Annotated in this window: 18 protein-coding genes and 1 riboswitch; of the genes, 10 read left to right on the forward strand and 8 right to left on the reverse strand. The window is 62.4% G+C overall.

The window, feature by feature from the left end:
• Positions 1 to 7 precede the first annotated feature (7 nt).
• Positions 8 to 214 carry a DUF680 domain-containing protein gene (locus tag FJ978_RS22070; RefSeq protein WP_013891622.1) on the reverse strand — a complete coding sequence of 69 codons (207 nt, stop codon included), beginning with the start codon at positions 212 to 214 and terminating at the stop codon, positions 8 to 10.
• Between the two features lie 78 nt (positions 215 to 292).
• Positions 293 to 508 carry a DUF680 domain-containing protein gene (locus tag FJ978_RS22075; RefSeq protein ID WP_013891623.1) on the reverse strand — a complete coding sequence of 72 codons (216 nt, stop codon included), beginning with the start codon at positions 506 to 508 and terminating at the stop codon, positions 293 to 295.
• Between the two features lie 491 nt (positions 509 to 999).
• Positions 1,000 to 1,202: riboswitch (cobalamin riboswitch) on the forward strand.
• Positions 1,203 to 1,315: 113 nt separating this feature from the next.
• On the opposite strand from FJ978_RS22075, the gene FJ978_RS22080 reads away from it, so the two are divergent.
• From FJ978_RS22080 to FJ978_RS22115, 8 genes are all read left to right on the forward strand, one after another.
• Positions 1,316 to 2,563 carry an aromatic ring-hydroxylating dioxygenase subunit alpha gene (locus FJ978_RS22080; RefSeq protein ID WP_140573974.1) on the forward strand — a complete coding sequence of 416 codons (1,248 nt, stop codon included), beginning with the start codon at positions 1,316 to 1,318 and terminating at the stop codon, positions 2,561 to 2,563.
• A 57-nt stretch (positions 2,564 to 2,620) separates the two neighbouring features.
• Complete coding sequence (locus FJ978_RS22085) at positions 2,621 to 3,721, forward strand: hybrid-cluster NAD(P)-dependent oxidoreductase (protein WP_140573976.1); 1,101 nt, start codon at positions 2,621 to 2,623, stop codon at positions 3,719 to 3,721.
• Between the two features lie 146 nt (positions 3,722 to 3,867).
• Entirely contained in the window at positions 3,868 to 4,299 is a 432-nt protein-coding gene (locus FJ978_RS22090) for a PqqD family peptide modification chaperone (RefSeq protein ID WP_140573978.1), read from the forward strand.
• A 51-nt stretch (positions 4,300 to 4,350) separates the two neighbouring features.
• Positions 4,351 to 5,400 carry a serine kinase gene (locus FJ978_RS22095; protein WP_140573980.1) on the forward strand — a complete coding sequence of 350 codons (1,050 nt, stop codon included), beginning with the start codon at positions 4,351 to 4,353 and terminating at the stop codon, positions 5,398 to 5,400.
• Entirely contained in the window at positions 5,397 to 6,149 is a 753-nt protein-coding gene (locus FJ978_RS22100; protein ID WP_140574289.1) for a glycosyltransferase, read from the forward strand. The genes FJ978_RS22095 and FJ978_RS22100 overlap by 4 nt, the downstream gene beginning before the upstream one ends.
• Positions 6,150 to 6,185: 36 nt before the next feature.
• Positions 6,186 to 6,938 (forward strand): glycosyltransferase, encoded by a 753-nt coding sequence (locus FJ978_RS22105; RefSeq protein ID WP_041163969.1) that lies wholly within the window; start codon positions 6,186 to 6,188, stop codon positions 6,936 to 6,938.
• Positions 6,923 to 7,615 (forward strand): glycosyltransferase family A protein, encoded by a 693-nt coding sequence (locus FJ978_RS22110; protein ID WP_246678179.1) that lies wholly within the window; start codon positions 6,923 to 6,925, stop codon positions 7,613 to 7,615. Before FJ978_RS22105 ends, FJ978_RS22110 begins: the two co-directional genes overlap by 16 nt.
• Positions 7,615 to 9,087, forward strand: a complete 1,473-nt coding sequence (locus FJ978_RS22115) for a nucleotidyltransferase family protein (protein ID WP_181176647.1) — start codon at positions 7,615 to 7,617, stop codon at positions 9,085 to 9,087. Before FJ978_RS22110 ends, FJ978_RS22115 begins: the two co-directional genes overlap by 1 nt.
• Before the next feature lie 72 nt (positions 9,088 to 9,159).
• Here the strand turns inward: FJ978_RS22115 and FJ978_RS22120 are convergent, their stop codons facing one another.
• Positions 9,160 to 9,789 (reverse strand): alpha-ketoglutarate-dependent dioxygenase AlkB, encoded by a 630-nt coding sequence (locus FJ978_RS22120; protein WP_023765605.1) that lies wholly within the window; start codon positions 9,787 to 9,789, stop codon positions 9,160 to 9,162.
• 263 nt (positions 9,790 to 10,052) lie between these two features.
• On the opposite strand from FJ978_RS22120, the gene FJ978_RS22125 reads away from it, so the two are divergent.
• A complete protein-coding gene (locus FJ978_RS22125; protein WP_140573984.1) occupies positions 10,053 to 12,245 on the forward strand; it encodes a TonB-dependent siderophore receptor in 2,193 nt (730 codons plus the stop codon).
• A 79-nt stretch (positions 12,246 to 12,324) separates the two neighbouring features.
• Here the strand turns inward: FJ978_RS22125 and lysM are convergent, their stop codons facing one another.
• From lysM to FJ978_RS22150, 5 genes are all read right to left on the reverse strand, one after another.
• Positions 12,325 to 12,789, reverse strand: a complete 465-nt coding sequence (gene lysM, locus FJ978_RS22130; RefSeq protein WP_013891633.1) for a peptidoglycan-binding protein LysM — start codon at positions 12,787 to 12,789, stop codon at positions 12,325 to 12,327.
• Positions 12,790 to 12,880: 91 nt separating this feature from the next.
• Complete coding sequence (gene arfB / locus FJ978_RS22135) at positions 12,881 to 13,318, reverse strand: alternative ribosome rescue aminoacyl-tRNA hydrolase ArfB (protein ID WP_013891634.1); 438 nt, start codon at positions 13,316 to 13,318, stop codon at positions 12,881 to 12,883.
• Between the two features lie 155 nt (positions 13,319 to 13,473).
• Entirely contained in the window at positions 13,474 to 13,998 is a 525-nt protein-coding gene (locus tag FJ978_RS22140) for a TetR/AcrR family transcriptional regulator (protein ID WP_224732035.1), read from the reverse strand.
• Between the two features lie 56 nt (positions 13,999 to 14,054).
• Positions 14,055 to 14,591: a dihydrofolate reductase family protein gene (locus FJ978_RS22145; RefSeq protein ID WP_140573988.1), complete on the reverse strand. Its 537-nt coding sequence runs from the start codon at positions 14,589 to 14,591 to the stop codon at positions 14,055 to 14,057.
• 259 nt (positions 14,592 to 14,850) lie between these two features.
• The gene (locus FJ978_RS22150; protein WP_140573990.1) at positions 14,851 to 16,461 is read right to left on the reverse strand and encodes a phosphoenolpyruvate carboxykinase; all 1,611 of its coding nucleotides are present in this window, start codon (positions 16,459 to 16,461) and stop codon (positions 14,851 to 14,853) included.
• A gap of 343 nt (positions 16,462 to 16,804) precedes the next feature.
• On the opposite strand from FJ978_RS22150, the gene FJ978_RS22155 reads away from it, so the two are divergent.
• Positions 16,805 to 17,506, forward strand: coding sequence for a response regulator transcription factor (locus FJ978_RS22155; protein WP_010912942.1), 702 nt, complete (start codon positions 16,805 to 16,807; stop codon positions 17,504 to 17,506).
• The last annotated feature ends 99 nt before the right edge of the window (positions 17,507 to 17,605 follow it).

Consider the following 17,605-nt stretch of genomic DNA (forward strand, 5'->3'; position numbering starts at 1 on the left):
TCGGCTGTTAGTTGTTGCCGAAGAGGTTGTGGTCGGCGCCGAAGACAGGCTTCTGGTCAGCCGGTTCCGACTTCTTGGTCGAAGCCGTGTACGAGTTGTCGGTCGAAGTCACGGCAGGCTGGTTGGCGCCATTGGAGCCATAGTTGTCGCTGCCGGCGAAAGCGCCGCCGGAAACGGCCAGGACGGCGGCGGCAGCAAGGATGATCTTCTTCATTTCAAGTCTCCTGAATTTTGATGAATTTTTGAGTTCGCCAGGACGGCGGGCAAGCCGCCGTCAACTGGCGATCAGCCGTTAGTGGTTACCGAAGAGGTTGTGGTCGGCACCCTGGACAGGCGTCTGAGCAGCCGGTTCCGACTTCTTGACCGAAGCGGTGTACGAGCTGTCGACGGCAGTGGCTGCAGGGGTCGCATTCGAACCGTAATGGTCCGAACTATAATGGTCGCTACCAGCGAAGGCGCTGCCGGAAATGGCCAGAAGGGCGGCGGCAGTGAGAATGATCTTTTTCATTTTGGGTACTCCAGTATTTTTCCGTCCGTCTAGCGGCGTGTCTTGGGATGAAATCGCGTCGTTCGGACAGCCCCGATGTGGGAAAGCCAGATGGTCGTTTCCAATCACGAAGTTGTTCCGCGTGGACCATGAATCCACCACTTGAAATTGTACCACCGGCTTCCACATCAATTTTTTTCTTTTTGATATCAATCGATTAGATAAGACCAAGGGAGCCATCACCAACTGTGTCGGAGGCCCAGCGTTCACAACGTCCTGCACGCACCGTCAACAGAAACGAACCGTTCGGTTCGATTTTAGACTCCGCTAATAGTCACTTTTCGAAACTGTTAACCTTTTTTGGCTCCGGCCAAGGATCAAAAAACAACGTTTGGCGTGCTGGCGACGAGCCGGTTTCAAAGGTCGCGATCCTTGTCCAGACGACTTGCATGCGTGTCGCGCCGCATGGATGCGATGTCGTTTTCATGCCGACGCCGCGATGCGTGCCGTGATTAGATCACGCCATCTCAGGTGCCGCTTCGTGACGACGGAGTGGAGAATTGGGAAGCCGGTCAGAATCCGGCGCTGCCCCCGCAACGGTGGTGGAGTTCAAGTCGCAACGGGAGACCACTGGGCGAAAGCCTGGGAAGGTGTCGCGATGGTCCGCAAGGACGACTCCAGAGCCCGGAAACCAGCCCGAGATTGCTAGAACTCGACTGATCGCGGTGGGCGGTCAAGGGGCGGATGATGCATGCCCGGCTGGCGCCGGCCTGCGTCCGATCCTTCCTCCATCACCACCAGTTCAGTCCTTGGATATGAGGACAGGACATGGATGCTCGCAACGACATGCTGAGGCTCTTGAACAGCCGCAGACAGGGCTTTTCGCTGGAACAGCCCTTTTACACCGATCCGGACTACTTCAAGCTCGACATGGAGCTGATCTGGTATCGCGACTGGCTGTTCATCGGCCATGATTGCGAGTTGCCCAGGCCAGGCAGCTTCATCACCGTGCAGATCGGCGACTATCCGGTCGTGCTGGTGCGCGATCAGCAGGGCAAGATCAACGCCTTCCACAATTCCTGCCGCCATCGCGGCAGCCGCGTCTGCAATACCGACAAGGGCATGGCCGCCAAACTAGTCTGCCCCTACCACCAGTGGACCTATGAGCTGGATGGCCGCCTGCTGTTCGCCCGCCAGATGGCCGAGGGTTTCGACAAGAGCCAGTTCGGGCTGAAGCCGGTCGCCTGCGAAAGCGTCGCCGGCTATATCTTCATCTGCCTGGCGAAGGAGCCGGCCGACTTCGCGCCGATGCGGGCGATGATCGAACCCTACCTCAAGCCGCACCGGCTCGGCGAGGCGAAGATCGCCTTCGAGAGCACGATCATCGAGAAGGGCAACTGGAAGCTCGTCTGGGAAAACAACCGCGAGTGCTATCATTGCGCGGGCAATCACCCGGAATTGTGCAAGACATTCCCGGAAGCACCGACCGTGACCGGCGTGCAGGGCGCCGACAGCGATCCGGAGATGCTGGCGCACTGGGCGAAATGCGAGGCGGCCGGCCTGCCGAGCAAGTTCCGCATCGATCCGGCCGGACAGTATCGCGCCACCCGTGCGCCGCTGCTGCGCGATGCCGTCAGCTACACGATGAACGGCAAGCGGGCGGTGAGGAAGAACCTCTCCGACAGCGTCTCGGCCGACCGCATCGGCACCTTGATGCACTATCACTACCCGACGACATGGAACCATATCCTCATCGACCATGCCGTGACCTTCCGCGTGCTGCCGATCAGCGCCACGGAAACCGCCGTGACGACCAAATGGCTGGTCCACAAGGATGCGGTCGAGGGCGTCGACTACGATCTCGCCGAACTCACCCATGTGTGGACCGAGACCAACGACCAGGACCGCCGCATCGTCGAGGAGAACGCCTTCGGCATCCTGTCGCCGGCCTATGAGCCCGGCCCCTATTCGGAGTTGCACGAGGGAGGCGTCATCCAGTTCGTCGACTGGTACGCCCGCTTCATCGGTCCGCGCCTTGCCGAAGACGAAAAGCCGGCGCTGCGCAGCGTCGCGTGAGCTCATGTTGCCCAAACACGACATGAGCAGGGCAAGAAGGACCAGAGGATGAATGCGATGACGGATCTTGGCCTCTATCGCCATCTCGACCAGATGGCGCCGTGGAACGACCGGCTCCAGGTGCTGGAAGTGATCGGCGTCAGCGATGAGGCGCCCGACGTGAAGACCTTCACCTTCCGGTCCGACAACCAGACCTGGTTCCGCTACAAGCCGGGCCAGTTCGTGACGCTGGAGCTGCCGACATCGGATGGGCCGCTGATGCGCACCTACACGCTGTCATCGTCACCGTCGCGGCCATTCTCGATCGCGGTGACGGTAAAGGCGCAGGCCGGCAGCATCGGGACGCGCTGGATGTTCGACCATCTGGTGCCCGGCTCGCACGTCAAGGCCTATGGGCCGGCAGGCGACTTCTCGCTGCACAGCCATCCGGCGGCCAAATATCTGTTCATCTCGGCCGGTTCGGGCGTGACACCGATGATGTCGATGCTGCGCTGGCTGAACGATTGCGCGCCCTGGACCGATGTCGGCTTCGTCAACTGCGCGCGGCGCCCGGAAGAGATCATCTTCCGAAAGGAGCTCGAACTGCTCGGCGGCCATATGCCCGGCCTGTCGCTCGGCTTCATGATCGAGGAGCGGTCGAGCCGCGAGGGCTGGTACGGCCATATGGGCCGCATCGACGCGATCCGGCTGCCATTGCTGGCGCCGGATTTCCGCGAGCGCGAAATCTTCTGCTGCGGCCCCGATCCCTTCATGCGCGCCGTGCGCGGCATGCTTGAAGCCGCCGGCTTCGACATGACGCAATACCATCAGGAGAGCTTTGCGGTCCCTGCCGTGGAGGAGGTCCCGGCGCCGTTCGCGGCGCCCGCGGAAGGCGGCACGGTTGTTCCGTTCGAAGCGGCAACGCCAATCCGCTTCTCGCTTTCGGAGGTCGACGCCGAATGCGTCGCCGGCCAGACGGTGCTGCAGACGGCGCGCGCTTCGGGCGTGCGGATTCCCGCCGCCTGCGAATTCGGCCTGTGCGGAACCTGCAAGGTGAAGAAGGTCTCCGGCCATGTCGAGATGAGCCACAATGGCGGCATCCTCGATCATGAGATCGACGACGGCTTCATCCTGGCCTGTTGCTCCAAGCCGCTGTCGGCACTGGAAATCGAGGCGTAGTCGGCAGGCAGGGCCTGCGGTCGCGCTCGCCGGGCCTGCGGGCATCTTGCCAAAAACCCTGCAAATGGTTAGACGCCTCTACAACGGTAGGGTTGACCGTGAGGGCCGACGATCATCTGCGCGGCCTGCTTCGGCGGGGAGCAAACATGAGACAATCCGGCATCTATGCCATAGCGAGCAAGGACATCGTCTTTGAATCCTTCGACGGCGAAGCCGTCGTTCTCGACCTGACGACGGGCAAATATTTCGGCTTCTCGGATTCAGGCAGCAGGCTTTGGGATGCGCTGTCGTCCGGCGTGCCTGCCTCCGAACTGGTCGGCGCCGCAACGGCAGCCGGTGCGCTGGGTGCCGCCGAGATTGACGGCTTTGTTTCACAATTGCTCGAATTCGGCTTGCTGGCGGCCGTGACCGATGCCGCGGCAAGACCGGTTCCCAGCGAATTGCTGGCTCAGCTTGCGGGTGCCAGCGAGCCCCTCAAGGTCGATATCCATGACGACCTCGCCGATCTCATCGTCGTTGACCCCATCCACGAGGTCGAGGAACCCCTCGGTTGGCCCGCGGTGAAGCAGGCCCCCTGAGCACGCGCATCAGGCAGTCTCGTCGCTGGACGGCGTCGGAACAGGCAAACCATGCCGAAAGTCACTCTCGAGAACCTGGCGGACTACGCACGTCATGTACTGGTGCAGGCCGAAAGCAGCGCCACGCATTATCCGCTGACGCGCAAGGTGGGCCTGCCGCATCTCGAGCTGACCGCGCATCTGAGTGCCGGCGCGTTGGCGGATGCCGTCGTTCATGGCTTTGTCGCAGCCCCGGGCAACCGAGCAGCTGCCGATACCTGCCGCATCTTCGTCGCGCATCCCGGCGTGGATGGCATCGCGGCGCCGGCCAGTTGGGGCCAAGGACCCTTCACGCAGCATGCCTTCGCCAGCCGGCTGGCGGAAGCCGGACTGCGCGGCAACCATTTCCACGACCTGGATTTCTGGCAGTTCTACGACCCCGATCGCCGTCTGGGCGTGCAACTGATGACGGCCGATGACAGGTTCCCGCCTTGGGAGCCGGGGGCGCCGCTCCGCCCCTTCCTGCATTGGGAATATGCGGCGCGCGGCATGCGGCTGGCCCATGCGGGCACGCTGGGTGTCGGCGGCAAGGGAATTCTGCTCGCCGGATCGGGCGGCGCCGGCAAATCGGGAACGGTTGTCGCCGGCCTGCTCAACGGGCTCGACAGTGTCGGCGACGACTATGTGCTGATCGACCTTGCCAACGGGCCGACCGCGCATCCGTTGTTTGCCACGCTCAAACAGGATCCCGAAGGTTTCGGGCGGCTGGGCTTGAAACACCGGCTGAAGTCCTACGGTCTGCTCAACTGGCAAGGCAAGCACCAGTTCCGCATCGATGATATCGCGGCACGGCCAATACCCGCGCGGCTGGACATCGTCGCGTTGATGGTGCCTCATATCAGCGGGGGCGAGGCAAGTTCGATCATGCCCGTGTCGCGCAAGGCGGCAATGATTGCACTGGCGCCGTCCGGCATCTCGCAAATGCCTGGCGAGCGCGAGAGCGGCTTTCGCTTTTTCAGCGACCTCACCCGGCAGCTGCCATGCTACCAGCTCTCGCTGGGGACGCGCCCACAGGAGATCGCCGGCACGATTTCGGATTTCATCATGCGGAGCAACGCGTGAGATTGAGCGTCATCATGCCCGTCTACAACCGCGAGCACTATGTTGTTGCGGCCTTGCGATCGCTGCTCAGGCAGCGGGACGATGCCGAGCTCGATGTCATCGTCGTCGATGACGGGTCGACGGATGGCACCGCGGACACCGTCCGCGCCGTCATGCGGGAAGCATCGTGCATCCGGCTTTTCCACCAGGCCCACCAGGGTGTGGCAAGTGCGCGCAACACCGGCCTTGGCCAATTGCAGCCGCAGACGCAATTCGTATCGTTCCTGGACTCCGATGACATCTCGCCAGCCGGACGCTTCAAGGCCGACCTCGTCCATTTCAAAGCCGATCCGAGCCTGGACCTGACCTATTCCCTGATGATGATGGTCGAAGATCTCGACGACGAGATGCTGGAGCCGACCCCTGGCAGCCGCCGCAAGATCGCCCGAGGGCTTTCCTTGGCGGCAGGAACATTCAGCAGGAGGCTTATCGACCGGATCGGCAGCTTTGACGAGGCATTCCGTCAGGCCGAAGATACAGATTACCTGCTGCGCGTCTTTGAGAGCGGCCCCAGATTCGTGATGCCAGACACCATTGCGCTCTACTACAGACGCCACCCCGGCAACATGACCAGGGAGCCCGGCGTACCGCTTCGCGAGTACATGCGTGCGATCCACAAGTCGATGAAGCGGCGCAAGGCGGATCCCTCGCTGCATACGGTCGACGGCATTTTCGACCTGAAAGACTCCGCCGACTGGCGGTTCATGTGATATGTCGGGCGGCGAATTCATGATCCGGGGCGACACATGAAGCTGAGCGTGATCATGCCGGTCCACAATCGCGAACAGTTCGTTGGCCTCGCGCTGCGCTCGCTGCTCAGGCAACGCGAAAACGTCGATCTCGACATTATCGTCATCGACGATGGGTCGACCGACGGCACGGCGGCCGTCGTGCGGTCATTGGTGGACCAGGCGCCGTGCATACGTCTTTTCCAGCAGGCCAATGGCGGGGTCACCAGGGCGCGCAATGCCGGGCTGAAACAATTGCTGGCGCAGACGCGGCTGGTATCGTTTCTCGATTCCGACGACATCTCGCCGATAGGGCGCTTCGCGGCGGATATCGCCTGCTTCGAAGAGGATCCTGGCCTCGACCTGACCTATTCGCGCATGACGCTGGTCGACAAGATCGATGGCGAGACGCTGGAGCCGGCCGCCGACAGCCACGCCATCACTGTGCGGGGAATCCACCTGTCAGCCGGGATTTTTGCACGGGACCTCATCGAGCGCACCGGCGGCTTCGACGAGGACTTCAGGCAGGCGGAGGACACCGACTATCTGTTGCGCATCTTCGAGAGCCAGGCAAAATACATTATGCCCGATACGGTGGCTCTCTATTACAGGCGTCATCCCGGCAACATGACCAAGGAAGCCGATGTGCCCTTTCGCGAGTTCATGCGCGCCATCCACAAGTCGATGAAGCGCCGCAAGGCAGACCCCGGCTTGCGTCGGGTCGAGGGGATATTCGACTTCAAGGATCTCGCGCAGTGGCGGTTCCTGTAATGGCGGGCTACGGCGTCGTCATTCCGGCATTCAACGCGGCCGCAACCATCGGCGCGGCGCTGGACTCCGTTCTGGCCCAGACGATCAAGGCGGAAGCCATCGTCGTGGTCGATGACGGTTCGACCGACGATACGGTTGCCGTGATCGAGGCGATGAACCTGCCGGTGACGGTGCTGCGGCAAGAGAATGCAGGCCCCGGAAGCGCCACCACCAGGGGTTTTGACGCGCTCTCGACCCCGTTCGTCGCGACGCTCGACGCCGACGATCTGTGGCTGCCGGACAAGATCGAAAAACAGCTGGCCTGCCTCGACCGTGATCCCGGAACAGCGGGCGTCTTTGCGCACTGGCGGACATTTCGCGGCGACAGGCCCGATTTGCCCGAGACGACCAGCGTGGCAGGCTGGTCGCGCACGACGATGATGATCCGTCAGGAGGTGGTGACGGCCGTCGGCCCCATTGTCGACCCACAAGGCGGCCGCGGCGAGATGATCGACTGGATCGCCCGGGTTCGCGAGGCAGGCTTTGTCCTTGCCATGCTCGACGACGTGCTGGCCTTGCGCCGCATCAGGCCCGGCAGCCTCTCCCATGGACGCGATCCAGCGCGCGATCGCGGCTATCTCGAAGTCGCAAGGCTGGCCATGAAAAGGCGCGCGCAAGGCAGAGCGGGTGGCGGCTGATGGCCAAGGCTGTCCGCCGCATCACCCGCCGGTTTCCCGACTATGGTTGGTCCTGGCCGACCGGGGGTCTCGACCAGTTGCTCAAGGCGGCACTGCTCGATGACGAGGAAGCGGCAAGCCAATGCGCGATGCACTGGTTGGCCGCGAACGACATCGATCTCGTCTCCTTCCGCGAACACCGGCTGCTGGCCGCCATTTCGGACCGATTCGGCAGGAAATTGGCTGGCCATGCCGCCTTCCCACGGCTCGTGGGCCTGCAGAAGATGCTGTGGACCAAGTCGCGGATGGCGATGCGCGAAGCCGAACCGGCACTGAAGGCGATGGCGGATGCCGGATGCATGGTGATGCTCATCAAGGGCGCCAGCCGAATTGCCCTCGACGCGGCGGCGCAGCGCGGCCGGGTGGCGCACGACATCGACATACTGGTGCGGCCGCAGGACATGCAAACGGCCTTCGATGTGCTGCGCGACCGCGAGTGGCAGATCGCCACCGGCGTCAGCCCGCAATATCTGAGGACAAGACTGGCCTCGCTGCGCTCGATGAACTTTTTCAAGGGCAATTTTGGCGACATCGACCTGCACCAGCTTGCCTATGACGGTTCGCAGCAGAGCGATGAAGACGACCTCGCCATCTGGCGGCGGGCGGATACCGCCATTTTCAGCGGAGTCGGCGTGCTGGTGCCGTCGCCCGCCGACCGGATCGCGCTTGCCATCGCGCATGGCGGGCTCGACGCCCACACGCACAGCGACTGGCTGGTCGATTGCACCGTGGCCATTCGCGGCGGCGATGTCGACTGGGACGTGTTCCTCGATGTCGTGGCCAGGCGCGGCCTTGCCGTTGCCGCGGCGGTGGCGCTCTCCTACCTCGCGCTTGAAATTGGCGTGGCGGCGCCGGACAGGGTGCTGGCCCATGTGCTGGAGATGGCCGACAGCGCCGGCCCCTCGCGCTGGTCCGGCGTGCTGCAGGCCAAGCCACGAACCGATTTCGGCAGGCTGGTCTGGCTGTCACGCGGCCTTGCCAAGCAATTGCGGCTGCGCCGCAAGAGCGGCCGCCTGCGGCAGGAACCGCCCGCCAAGGCCTGGCGGAGCAAGCCGGGCCGCCCCGAACCGCTGAATGCATCGTCGCCACCGGCGTTCTCCCAGGCCATACCCTGTCCGCGAACGGCGGGGGACATGATGCTGGACATCACCGTCAGGATCAGTGTGCCACCGGTCCGGCGCCGCATCGAGATGGAGATCAATGCCGATGACGACCATGTCGCGCGCCTGCGCGCCATGGCCATCAGCCGATCCGGTGGAGAAAGGGTTCTGCGTTTTCGCGGCAAGGTGACGCTTGACGGCGAACGGCAGGCCATGACGCTGGAGGCGCGACCCTCCCGGCAATTCCGCCGGTGGGACGATGCGGAGACCGTCGCCACCTATGGCGCGCTGCCGTTCCAACTGATCTCGGCGACATTTTCGCCGCTGCGCTGACAGAAACGCTGCGCCGTCACCTGGCTCCATGGTAACGAGGATGTCCCGCGGCAGAAGCCCCTCCAGTATGGCTCATGCGGCACCCTCGTCCGGCTTGGTCACCCGCCGCAATGTCAAATTGATCCGCCCACCGTTTTTCAGCAGTGCCGAGGTCGACGGGTAGATGCGGTCGACGCCGTGGAAGGCGAGACGGCCCTCGCCGCCGAGCACGACAACGTCGCCGCTCTTCAACCTGAAGGATTTGGTGCCGCCGTCACGCGTCGTCTGGCCGACCCTGAACAGGCAATCGTCGCCCAGCGAAACGGAGACGACCGGCGCCGAGAAATCCACCTCGTCGCGGTCCTGGTGCAGGCCCATCTTCGCTTCGGCCGTGTAGAAATTGACCAGGCAGGCTTCCGGCGGATGCCGATAACCGGAGACCTGTCGCCACAGGTCGAGCAGACGGTCCGGAATAGGTGGCCACGGCATCCCGGTCACCGGATGCGTCGGCTGGTAGCGATAGCCTCGTTCCTTGTCGGTGACCCAGCCAAGCGGGCCGCAATTGGTCATCCGCACGCTCATCTCCTTGCCGGTGCGCGGCATCGCCGGCACGAACAGCGGAGCCTGCTGGACGATGCTTCTCACATCCTCGACCAGCGCCTCCTGGGCGGCGCGCGGCAGATAGGCCGGCATATGGCGGACGCCCTTGGGTAGGACGAGCATTGGATTGCCTCGCATGGCGATGGTTCGTCGCCCCAACATGCCACTATCGAACACAAACGGCGACCCGAAAGCCGTCGATCGCCGGCAGGCCCCACGCCTGGGAAACTGGCGACGAATTCGTCTGTCGAATTTGTGGCGACGGCGGTTGACTAGGAAACATGACTCCCATAGTCAACATTTGAACTTGAGTATTTCAGACAACAATTCGAATGCGGGCGGCGGAAGTGACCGCCTGCTGCGAACAGTGGAATGAGGCATATCAAGTGGCGTTTCATCAGGGATTTAAGGGGGGTTCTCGCGACCGGGCCTGGTATCACGGCGGGCTTGTCGCCACGACGTGCCTGTCGGCGCTGCTTGCCGCCGGTCATGCAGCCGCCCAGCAAGCAGGCGCCGAGGCAGGCGACGGCACGGCAGTGCTCGAGCCGATCACGGTCAGCGGCAAGGGCGGCCGGGTCGCTTCCCGGGATGACGACAAGACGGTGGCCGCCAAGCGCAGCTCCGGTGCGACCAAGACGGATATGCCGCTCATCGAAACGCCGCGCTCCGTCTCGGTGGTGACGCGCAAGGAGATCGAGGAGCGCGGCGCGCAGGACATCATCGAAGCGGTGCGCTATTCGGCGGGCGTCAGCACCGGCGCCTATGGCTTCGATCCGCGCTTCGACCAGATCTATATCCGCGGCTACGACGCCACGACGCTCGGCGATTACAAGGACGGCCTGCGCCAGCCCTACATCAATTACGGCACGTTTCGCACCGACCCCTATTCGCTGGAACGCGTCGAGGTCATCAAGGGACCGGTGTCGGTGCTTTACGGGGCGGGGACGCCGGCCGGCATCGTCAACAAGGTGCCCAAGCTGCCCACCGAGGACAGGATCCGGGAAGTCGAACTGCTTTATGGCACGAAGGACAGGGCGCAGGCCGCCTTCGATTTCGGCGGCCCCGTCACGGAAGGCAGCGACGATTTCCTCTACCGGATCGTCGGCCTGGCGCGAAACGGCGACACCAATTTCGACATCGCCGACGACCGCTATTTGCTGCAGCCGTCGCTGACCTGGAACCCCGATGCGGCGACATCCTTCACCATCTACGGGCTGGTGCAGGCCGACGAGACCGATTCCAATGTCGGCGCGATCACCGACCCGTCTGGAAAGGTCCATGCCTTGCGCGAGAGCGATCCGGACTATGACTATCAGAAGATCCGGCAGCAGCAGGTCGGCTACAAGTTCGAGCACGATTTCGGCGGCGGCATCACGTTCCGCCAGAACCTCCGCTACTCCCACCTCGACCTGAGGTCGCGCTATCTCGCGATCTCCAGTTGGACAGGCACGGTCGCGCATCGTTATGCGACTTCGATCCGTGACGAAATGAACGTGTTCCAGGCCGACAACCAGGTCGAAGCCAAGTTCGACACAGGAGCACTCGCCCATACGGTGCTACTCGGCCTCGACTATACGAACCTGACCTCGTCCTTCGGTTACGGGTTCGATGCGGCCGATCCCGCCTACGATTTCGATATCGCCAATCCAACCTACGGTGTGTCCGGGCCGACGCCGGGCACCGCGTTCTCGGCTTCCGATGCGGATCTGCGCCAGACCGGCGTCTATGCGCTGGATCAGGTCGAGCTGGACAGATGGCGCTTCACGCTTGGCGGGCGCCAGACATGGGTCGAGCAGACACGCGACTACGCAACCGGCGATTCCGAAGTGGTCGACAAGAACGCCTTCAGCATGCAGGCCGGCGCGCTCTATCTGTTCGACAATGGCGTCGCACCCTTCGCGAGTTATGCGACCTCGTTCGAGCCGGTCACGAATCGTTCAGCGGACGGCCCCGGCATTCTCCAGCCGACGAAGGGCGAGCAATTCGAACTGGGGATCAAATACCAGCCGCCGGGAACCGACATCCTGCTGTCGGCAGTCGCCTATCATCTCGTCGAGAAGAACAAGCCGGTCGTCGTCGACGCCAACCTGGGCACCTACCGGGCGCTGGGCGAAGTCACCAGCAATGGTTTTGAGCTGGAGGCGCGCGCGGCCATCATGGACGGCCTGGATGTCATCGCGGCCTATAACTACAACCATGCCGAGATCACGGGCGGTGATCCCGACTCGACGGAGATCGGCAAGGTTCCGGCCGTCACACCCGAGCATGTCGCGAGCCTCTGGGCCAACTACAAGTTCGACGAGGGCAGTGCGGTTCCGGGGCTTTCGGTCGGAGCCGGCGTGCGGTTGCTCAGCGCCACCTATACCGACACCACCAACACCACCAAGAATGATGCCGCGGTCTATCTCGATGCCTCGGCGTCCTATGATTTCGGCGCCATCGACAAGAAGTATGAAGGTGTCAGCGCCGCCTTCGCCGTCCGCAACATCGCCGATGACCGCGCGACGGTGTGCAACAGCGGCTATTGCTACATGGGCCAGGGCCGCAACATCACGGCTTCGCTGAAGCGCCGCTGGTAGAATCGAAAACGCCGCGCATCCTTTGAGGTACGCGGCGCTTGATTTCGCCGTCTCGAAACTGCGCGACCTGGTGGTCGCGTCAGGGGATGCGCAGGACCTGGCCCGGGTAGATCTTGTCGGGATGGGTCAGCATCGGCTTGTTGGCCTCGAAGATGACGGTGTTCTTGGCGCCCTGGCCCTTGCCGTAGCTTTTCTCGGCGATCTTCCAGAGGTTGTCGCCCTTCTGCACGGTGTAGAAGGTCGGCTCCTTGGCGGGGGCGGCCGACTTGCCGGCGTCCGGTGCGACCTGCAGCTCGTCGGCCTGCACCTTGGAGACGCCCAGCGTGTTGCCGACGGCGATGACCGCCTTTTCGAAGATCGACTGGTCCTTGACGACGCCCTTCAGCACCGCCGTATCGCCTTGAACGACGACTTGCACGCCATCGGTGCCGAGCTTGTGCGAATCGAGTTCCTTTTTGAGGGTGTCGGCCGTGGGTGCGGTTTCGTCGTCGCCGCCGATGCCCAGTTTCTTGCCGACGCTCTTGACGAAATCGAACATGCCCATCGTTGGTCTCCGTTGCTGTGGTGGGTGACCGCAGCTTGCCACCTGCAACCCAGAATTGGAAGCCGCCCGCGCCCTGCAGCTTTCGCGGTGCTTAATCGTTCTCTACCCGGCCGCGCAGCTTCTTGATCGTGCCGCGACCGGCCTTGCTCTTCAGCCGCCGTTCCACCGCGCCTTTCGAGGGCCGCGTCTTCTTGCGTGGCGGCGGTGGCGGCTCGGCGGCCTTGGCGACCAGTGCGGTCAGCCTTGCGCGCGCATCGGCGCGGTTCTGTTCCTGGGTGCGGAAGCGTCCGGCCTCGATGACGATGACGCCGTCCTTGGTGGCGCGCTGGCCGGCAAGCTTGATGGTGCGGGCCCGCACGCGTTCCGACAGGCCCGCGGCGTTTTGCGCATCGAAGCGCAGCTGCACCGCCGTGGCCACCTTGTTGACGTTCTGGCCGCCGGGACCCGACGAGCGGATGAAATCCTCGTGCAGGTCGCCCGGATGGATCACGGCTTCGCCGGATATGATGATGTCGTCGTCGATCGGCATGCCGCAGTCATGGCGCGGCGGGCCGAAAAAGAAAAGGCCCGATCGAAACCCAGCCCCCTAACCAAAATGTGGTCGCAAAGCTGGGACATGCGTCCACTTTGCGACGATTGCTTGAGATGTTGGGAAGCGTCGTGGAGCAGGCAAGCCGGGCCTGATCAGTTTGATCTGTCGAGACTATCCAACAGTTCAGCCAAGGCGCTCGCATATTCCTTGTCCCCGATACTCGTTTTTTGGCCGTCCTCATTTTCGGATCGCCGACTCATAGCGGTGGCGAGCGCTGCGCCATGCGTGAAGTCGACGAGAATGCTCACCCATAGCTGTGATCGCGACGGCGGTAGGCCAAGTTCGCGTAGCAGTGTCCTCAGGTCGTCGGTGATGCGCTTCGCTTGATCGGGAAAGACGGATGGTCTGCTGAAAATAGTGAGCGTCAGGCCGGGGTGTTGCACCACCTGCGATTGATAGGACTGCAAGAGCTCCTCCAGCCGCGTTCGAGCACTTCCTTTCTGTGGAGCGGCGACACCCGCATAGACCCTTTCCGACAGCGCCCTGATCAGCCCGTCTCGATCGCCAAAGTGGTGGTAGATGGTCATCGGATTGATCCCCGACCTCTTGGCCAGGGCACGCATGGTCAGCGCTTCGGCACCTTCACCGTCCAGAATCTCAAGTGCCGTGGAAAGCATCGCCCCGGGGGTGACGCCTACCTGATCACGGGGTGGTCGTCCGCGCTGCCGTGCGGTCACGCTGCCAACCGATAACGCGATTGAACGAGCCCAGAAGGAAACGATCGGGTCTCTTCGTGGATCAGGCAAATGTCCGATGCTGTCGGACCGAACAAGGAGCGGCCGCTACCGAGCAGGATCGGCACCCGCGTGATTGTCATGTCGTCGATCAAACCTAGTTGCAGGAAGGACTGGATAACCAGCCCACCGTCTACATAGACGTGGCGGCATCCCTCGGCCTCCAGCATCGTCATTGCCTGCTCAGGGGACTTTCCAGAAAAACGGACTCTGCCTTCAAGCTCGTCAGGAACCGGCTGATCCGCGAGCGTGGCTGAGAGAACAAGAACCGGACGCCTATAAAACCAGGGCCTCACGTCTCGGACGGCTTCGAAAGTGCCGCGCCCCATGACGACTGCGTCGACCTTTTCAATGAAATCGTCCATGCCGTGGTTTTCAGACGGATCGTCGCGTTCGAGCAGCCATTCGATTTCGCCGTCGTCCCTGGCGATGAATCCGTCAAGGCTGGTTGCAATGAATACATGACCTTTGATCATCCCACACCTCGATAATTATACGCCGTATAATTATCGAGGAAGCCGCGGACGTCAATCCGCAGCGACTGGATAGAGTTGGATTTTCGCCTGTTTCAGATTTTTCCAGTAAGAGAAAACCCCATAAAGCCTTGCGACTTATGGGGTTCCGCGAAAGCCTCAAAATGACGTCCACATTTCAGTTAAGGGCTGGCGATCGAAACCGGACCTTCAATGGTGCTGGCAATGTGCCAACCGCTTGGGATGCCAAGCGATTGGACGATTATTCCGCCGCTTCCTGCATACGGGGTGCCGCACCCAGTACGACGGCATCGACATGGCTTTCGAATTTCTCGAAGTTGACGGCGAACATGCCGACCAGCCTTGCTGCCTGCCGGTCATAGCCAGCCTTGTCGGCCCACGTCGAGCGCGGATCGAGAATGGCGCTGTCGACGCCAGGCACGGTCACCGGCACCTCGAAGCCGAAATTGGCGTCGGTGCGGAATTCGGTTGCCTTCAACGAGCCATCGAGAGCGGCGGCAAGCAGCGCGCGCGTCGCCTTGATCGGCATGCGCTTGCCGGTGCCGTAGGCGCCGCCGGTCCAGCCGGTGTTGACCAGCCAGCAATCGGCGCCGTGAAGGGCGATGAGCTCGCGCAGCAGATTGCCGTATTCCGACGGATGGCGCGGCATGAACGGCGCACCGAAGCAGGTCGAGAACGTCGCCTCGGGCTCGGTGACGCCCTTTTCGGTTCCGGCCACCTTGGCGGTGTAGCCGGACAGGAAGTGATACATCGCCTGCGCCGGCGTCAGCCGCGCGATCGGCGGCATCACGCCGAAAGCGTCGGCGGTCAGCATGATGATGTTCTTGGGATGGCTGGCGCGCCCGGTCTTCGAGGCGTTGGGGATGAAGTCGAGCGGGTAGGCGCAGCGCGTGTTCTCGGTGAGCCGGCCGTCGTTGAAATCCGGCGCGCCATCGGCGTCGAGGATGACATTTTCCAGCACGGTGCCGAAGCGCTGCGTGGTGGCGAAGATCTCCGGCTCGGCTTCGGCCGACAGCTTGATCGTCTTGGCGTAGCAGCCGCCTTCGAAATTGAAGATGCCGTGCGGCCCCCAGCCATGCTCGTCGTCGCCGATCAGCGTGCGCGACGGATCGGCCGACAACGTGGTCTTGCCGGTGCCCGACAGGCCGAAGAAGATGGCGGCGTCGCCGCCGGCACCTTCATTGGCCGAGCAGTGCATCGGCATCACGCCTTTTTCCGGCAACAGATAGTTGAGCATGGTGAACACCGACTTCTTCATCTCGCCGGCATAGGAGGTGCCGCCGATCAGCACGATCTTGCGGGTCAGATCGACGGCGATCACCGTTTCGGTGCGGCTGCCGTGGCGGGCGGGATCGGCGCGGAAGGACGGCAGGTCGATAATCGTCATCTCGGGCAGGAACTGCTCGAGTTCCGTCTTGCCCGGACGGATCAGAAGATTGCGGATGAACAGCGAGTGCCAGGCGAATTCGGTGATCACCCTGGTGGGCAGCTTCAGCTCGGCATCGGCGCCGCCGACCAGGTCCTGTACATAAAGATCCTTGTCCTCGGCGTGGGCGCGGAAATCGGCAAGCAGCGTTTCAAACTGGGCCGGCGAGATCGCCCTGTTGTTGTCCCACCAGACATGCGGCTCGGTGGCAGCGTCGCGGACCACGAACTTGTCCTTGGGAGAACGGCCTGTGTGCTGGCCGGTCTCGGCGACCAGCGCGCCATGCGCGGTCAGCCGGGCCTCATTGCGCCGGATCGATTCCTCGTAAAGGGCAGCCGCACCGAAATTGTAGCGCACCACGCCAGAGGTTTTCAGGCCGATACGATCGATCGCGCAAGCAGGATTGCGTGTGCCGACTTCCGACATGGGTGTCCCTTCTTAGATTTTCCGCATCTTTGCCGGCGCATTTCCGGCATGCCCACTACGCAGGCTAAGATGGTCAGAACCAGAAAAGCCAAATGATATCAAATCATTAATCGATTTAAATATTTTGAAAGTTGTTTAAATCGTTTATATATGCGAAAAGTTTCACGGTTGCCCAAAGGATTGGCGATGTTCGTTCGTCCAATCCATGTCGAGGTTGGATTGTGGCCGGCGGCACCCCGCGCGTGACAGCGGACAAGGCCTATGCCACATTTTGTACCTAATTTGTCCTGCAAAAGCCCCTTCTCTACTAAAGAAGGGACAGCTCATGAGGGAGCCGCTTGAAATGGCAACAATCGCGCTTGTCGATGACGACCGCAACATTCTGACGTCGGTGTCGATCGCCCTCGAATCCGAGGGATATCGCGTCGAGACCTACACGGATGGTGCGTCCGCGCTGGAAGGCCTGGCGGCGCGCCCGCCGAATCTTGCCATCCTCGACATCAAGATGCCGCGCATGGACGGCATGGAGCTTCTGCGCCGGATGCGCCAGAAGTCCGACCTGCCGGTGATCTTCCTGACCTCCAAGGACGACGAGATCGATGAATTGTTCGGCCTCAAGATGGGCGCCGACGACTTCATCCGCAAACCGTTCTCGCAGCGCCTGCTGGTCGAGCGGGTACGGGCCGTCCTGCGCCGAGCCAGCGCCCGCGAGGCCGCGGCAAAAGCGCCCAGCCAGCAGGCCCGTTCGCTCGAGCGCGGCCAACTCGTCATGGACCAGGAACGCCACACCTGCACCTGGAAGGGCGAGCCGGTGACGCTCACCGTCACCGAATTCCTGATCCTGCATTCGCTGGCGCAGCGCCCTGGTGTGGTAAAAAGCCGTGATGCGTTGATGGATTCGGCCTATGATGAACAGGTCTATGTCGATGACCGTACGATCGACAGCCACATCAAGCGGCTGCGAAAGAAGTTCAAGGCTGTCGACGACGACTTCGAGATGATCGAAACCCTTTACGGAGTCGGATACCGGTTCCGCGAGGCGTGAATAGGCAGTAGGCAGTAGGGAATAGTCAGTAGTCCGTTTTTGAATGGTGCGAGCGGCCCACTCACACATGGCCACGATCTCAGCCACTTCTCTATTCCC

Origin of the sequence: Mesorhizobium sp. B1-1-7 (genome assembly GCF_006442705.1) — a bacterium.
Classification (GTDB): Bacteria; Pseudomonadota; Alphaproteobacteria; order Rhizobiales; family Rhizobiaceae; genus Mesorhizobium; species Mesorhizobium opportunistum.

Coding starts and splice junctions, on each gene's coding strand:
- FJ978_RS22070 (WP_013891622.1), bottom strand. CDS start 214: ATGAAGAAGATCATCCTTGCTGCCGCCGCCGTCCTGGCCGTTTCCGGC.
- FJ978_RS22075 (WP_013891623.1), bottom strand. CDS start 508: ATGAAAAAGATCATTCTCACTGCCGCCGCCCTTCTGGCCATTTCCGGC.
- FJ978_RS22080 (WP_140573974.1), top strand. CDS start 1,316: ATGGATGCTCGCAACGACATGCTGAGGCTCTTGAACAGCCGCAGACAG.
- FJ978_RS22085 (WP_140573976.1), top strand. CDS start 2,621: ATGACGGATCTTGGCCTCTATCGCCATCTCGACCAGATGGCGCCGTGG.
- FJ978_RS22090 (WP_140573978.1), top strand. CDS start 3,868: ATGAGACAATCCGGCATCTATGCCATAGCGAGCAAGGACATCGTCTTT.
- FJ978_RS22095 (WP_140573980.1), top strand. CDS start 4,351: ATGCCGAAAGTCACTCTCGAGAACCTGGCGGACTACGCACGTCATGTA.
- FJ978_RS22105 (WP_041163969.1), top strand. CDS start 6,186: ATGAAGCTGAGCGTGATCATGCCGGTCCACAATCGCGAACAGTTCGTT.
- FJ978_RS22115 (WP_181176647.1), top strand. CDS start 7,615: ATGGCCAAGGCTGTCCGCCGCATCACCCGCCGGTTTCCCGACTATGGT.
- FJ978_RS22120 (WP_023765605.1), bottom strand. CDS start 9,789: ATGCTCGTCCTACCCAAGGGCGTCCGCCATATGCCGGCCTATCTGCCG.
- lysM (WP_013891633.1), bottom strand. CDS start 12,789: ATGGGCATGTTCGATTTCGTCAAGAGCGTCGGCAAGAAACTGGGCATC.
- arfB (WP_013891634.1), bottom strand. CDS start 13,318: ATGCCGATCGACGACGACATCATCATATCCGGCGAAGCCGTGATCCAT.
- FJ978_RS22140 (WP_224732035.1), bottom strand. CDS start 13,998: ATGCTTTCCACGGCACTTGAGATTCTGGACGGTGAAGGTGCCGAAGCG.
- FJ978_RS22145 (WP_140573988.1), bottom strand. CDS start 14,591: ATGATCAAAGGTCATGTATTCATTGCAACCAGCCTTGACGGATTCATC.
- FJ978_RS22150 (WP_140573990.1), bottom strand. CDS start 16,461: ATGTCGGAAGTCGGCACACGCAATCCTGCTTGCGCGATCGATCGTATC.
- FJ978_RS22155 (WP_010912942.1), top strand. CDS start 16,805: ATGGCAACAATCGCGCTTGTCGATGACGACCGCAACATTCTGACGTCG.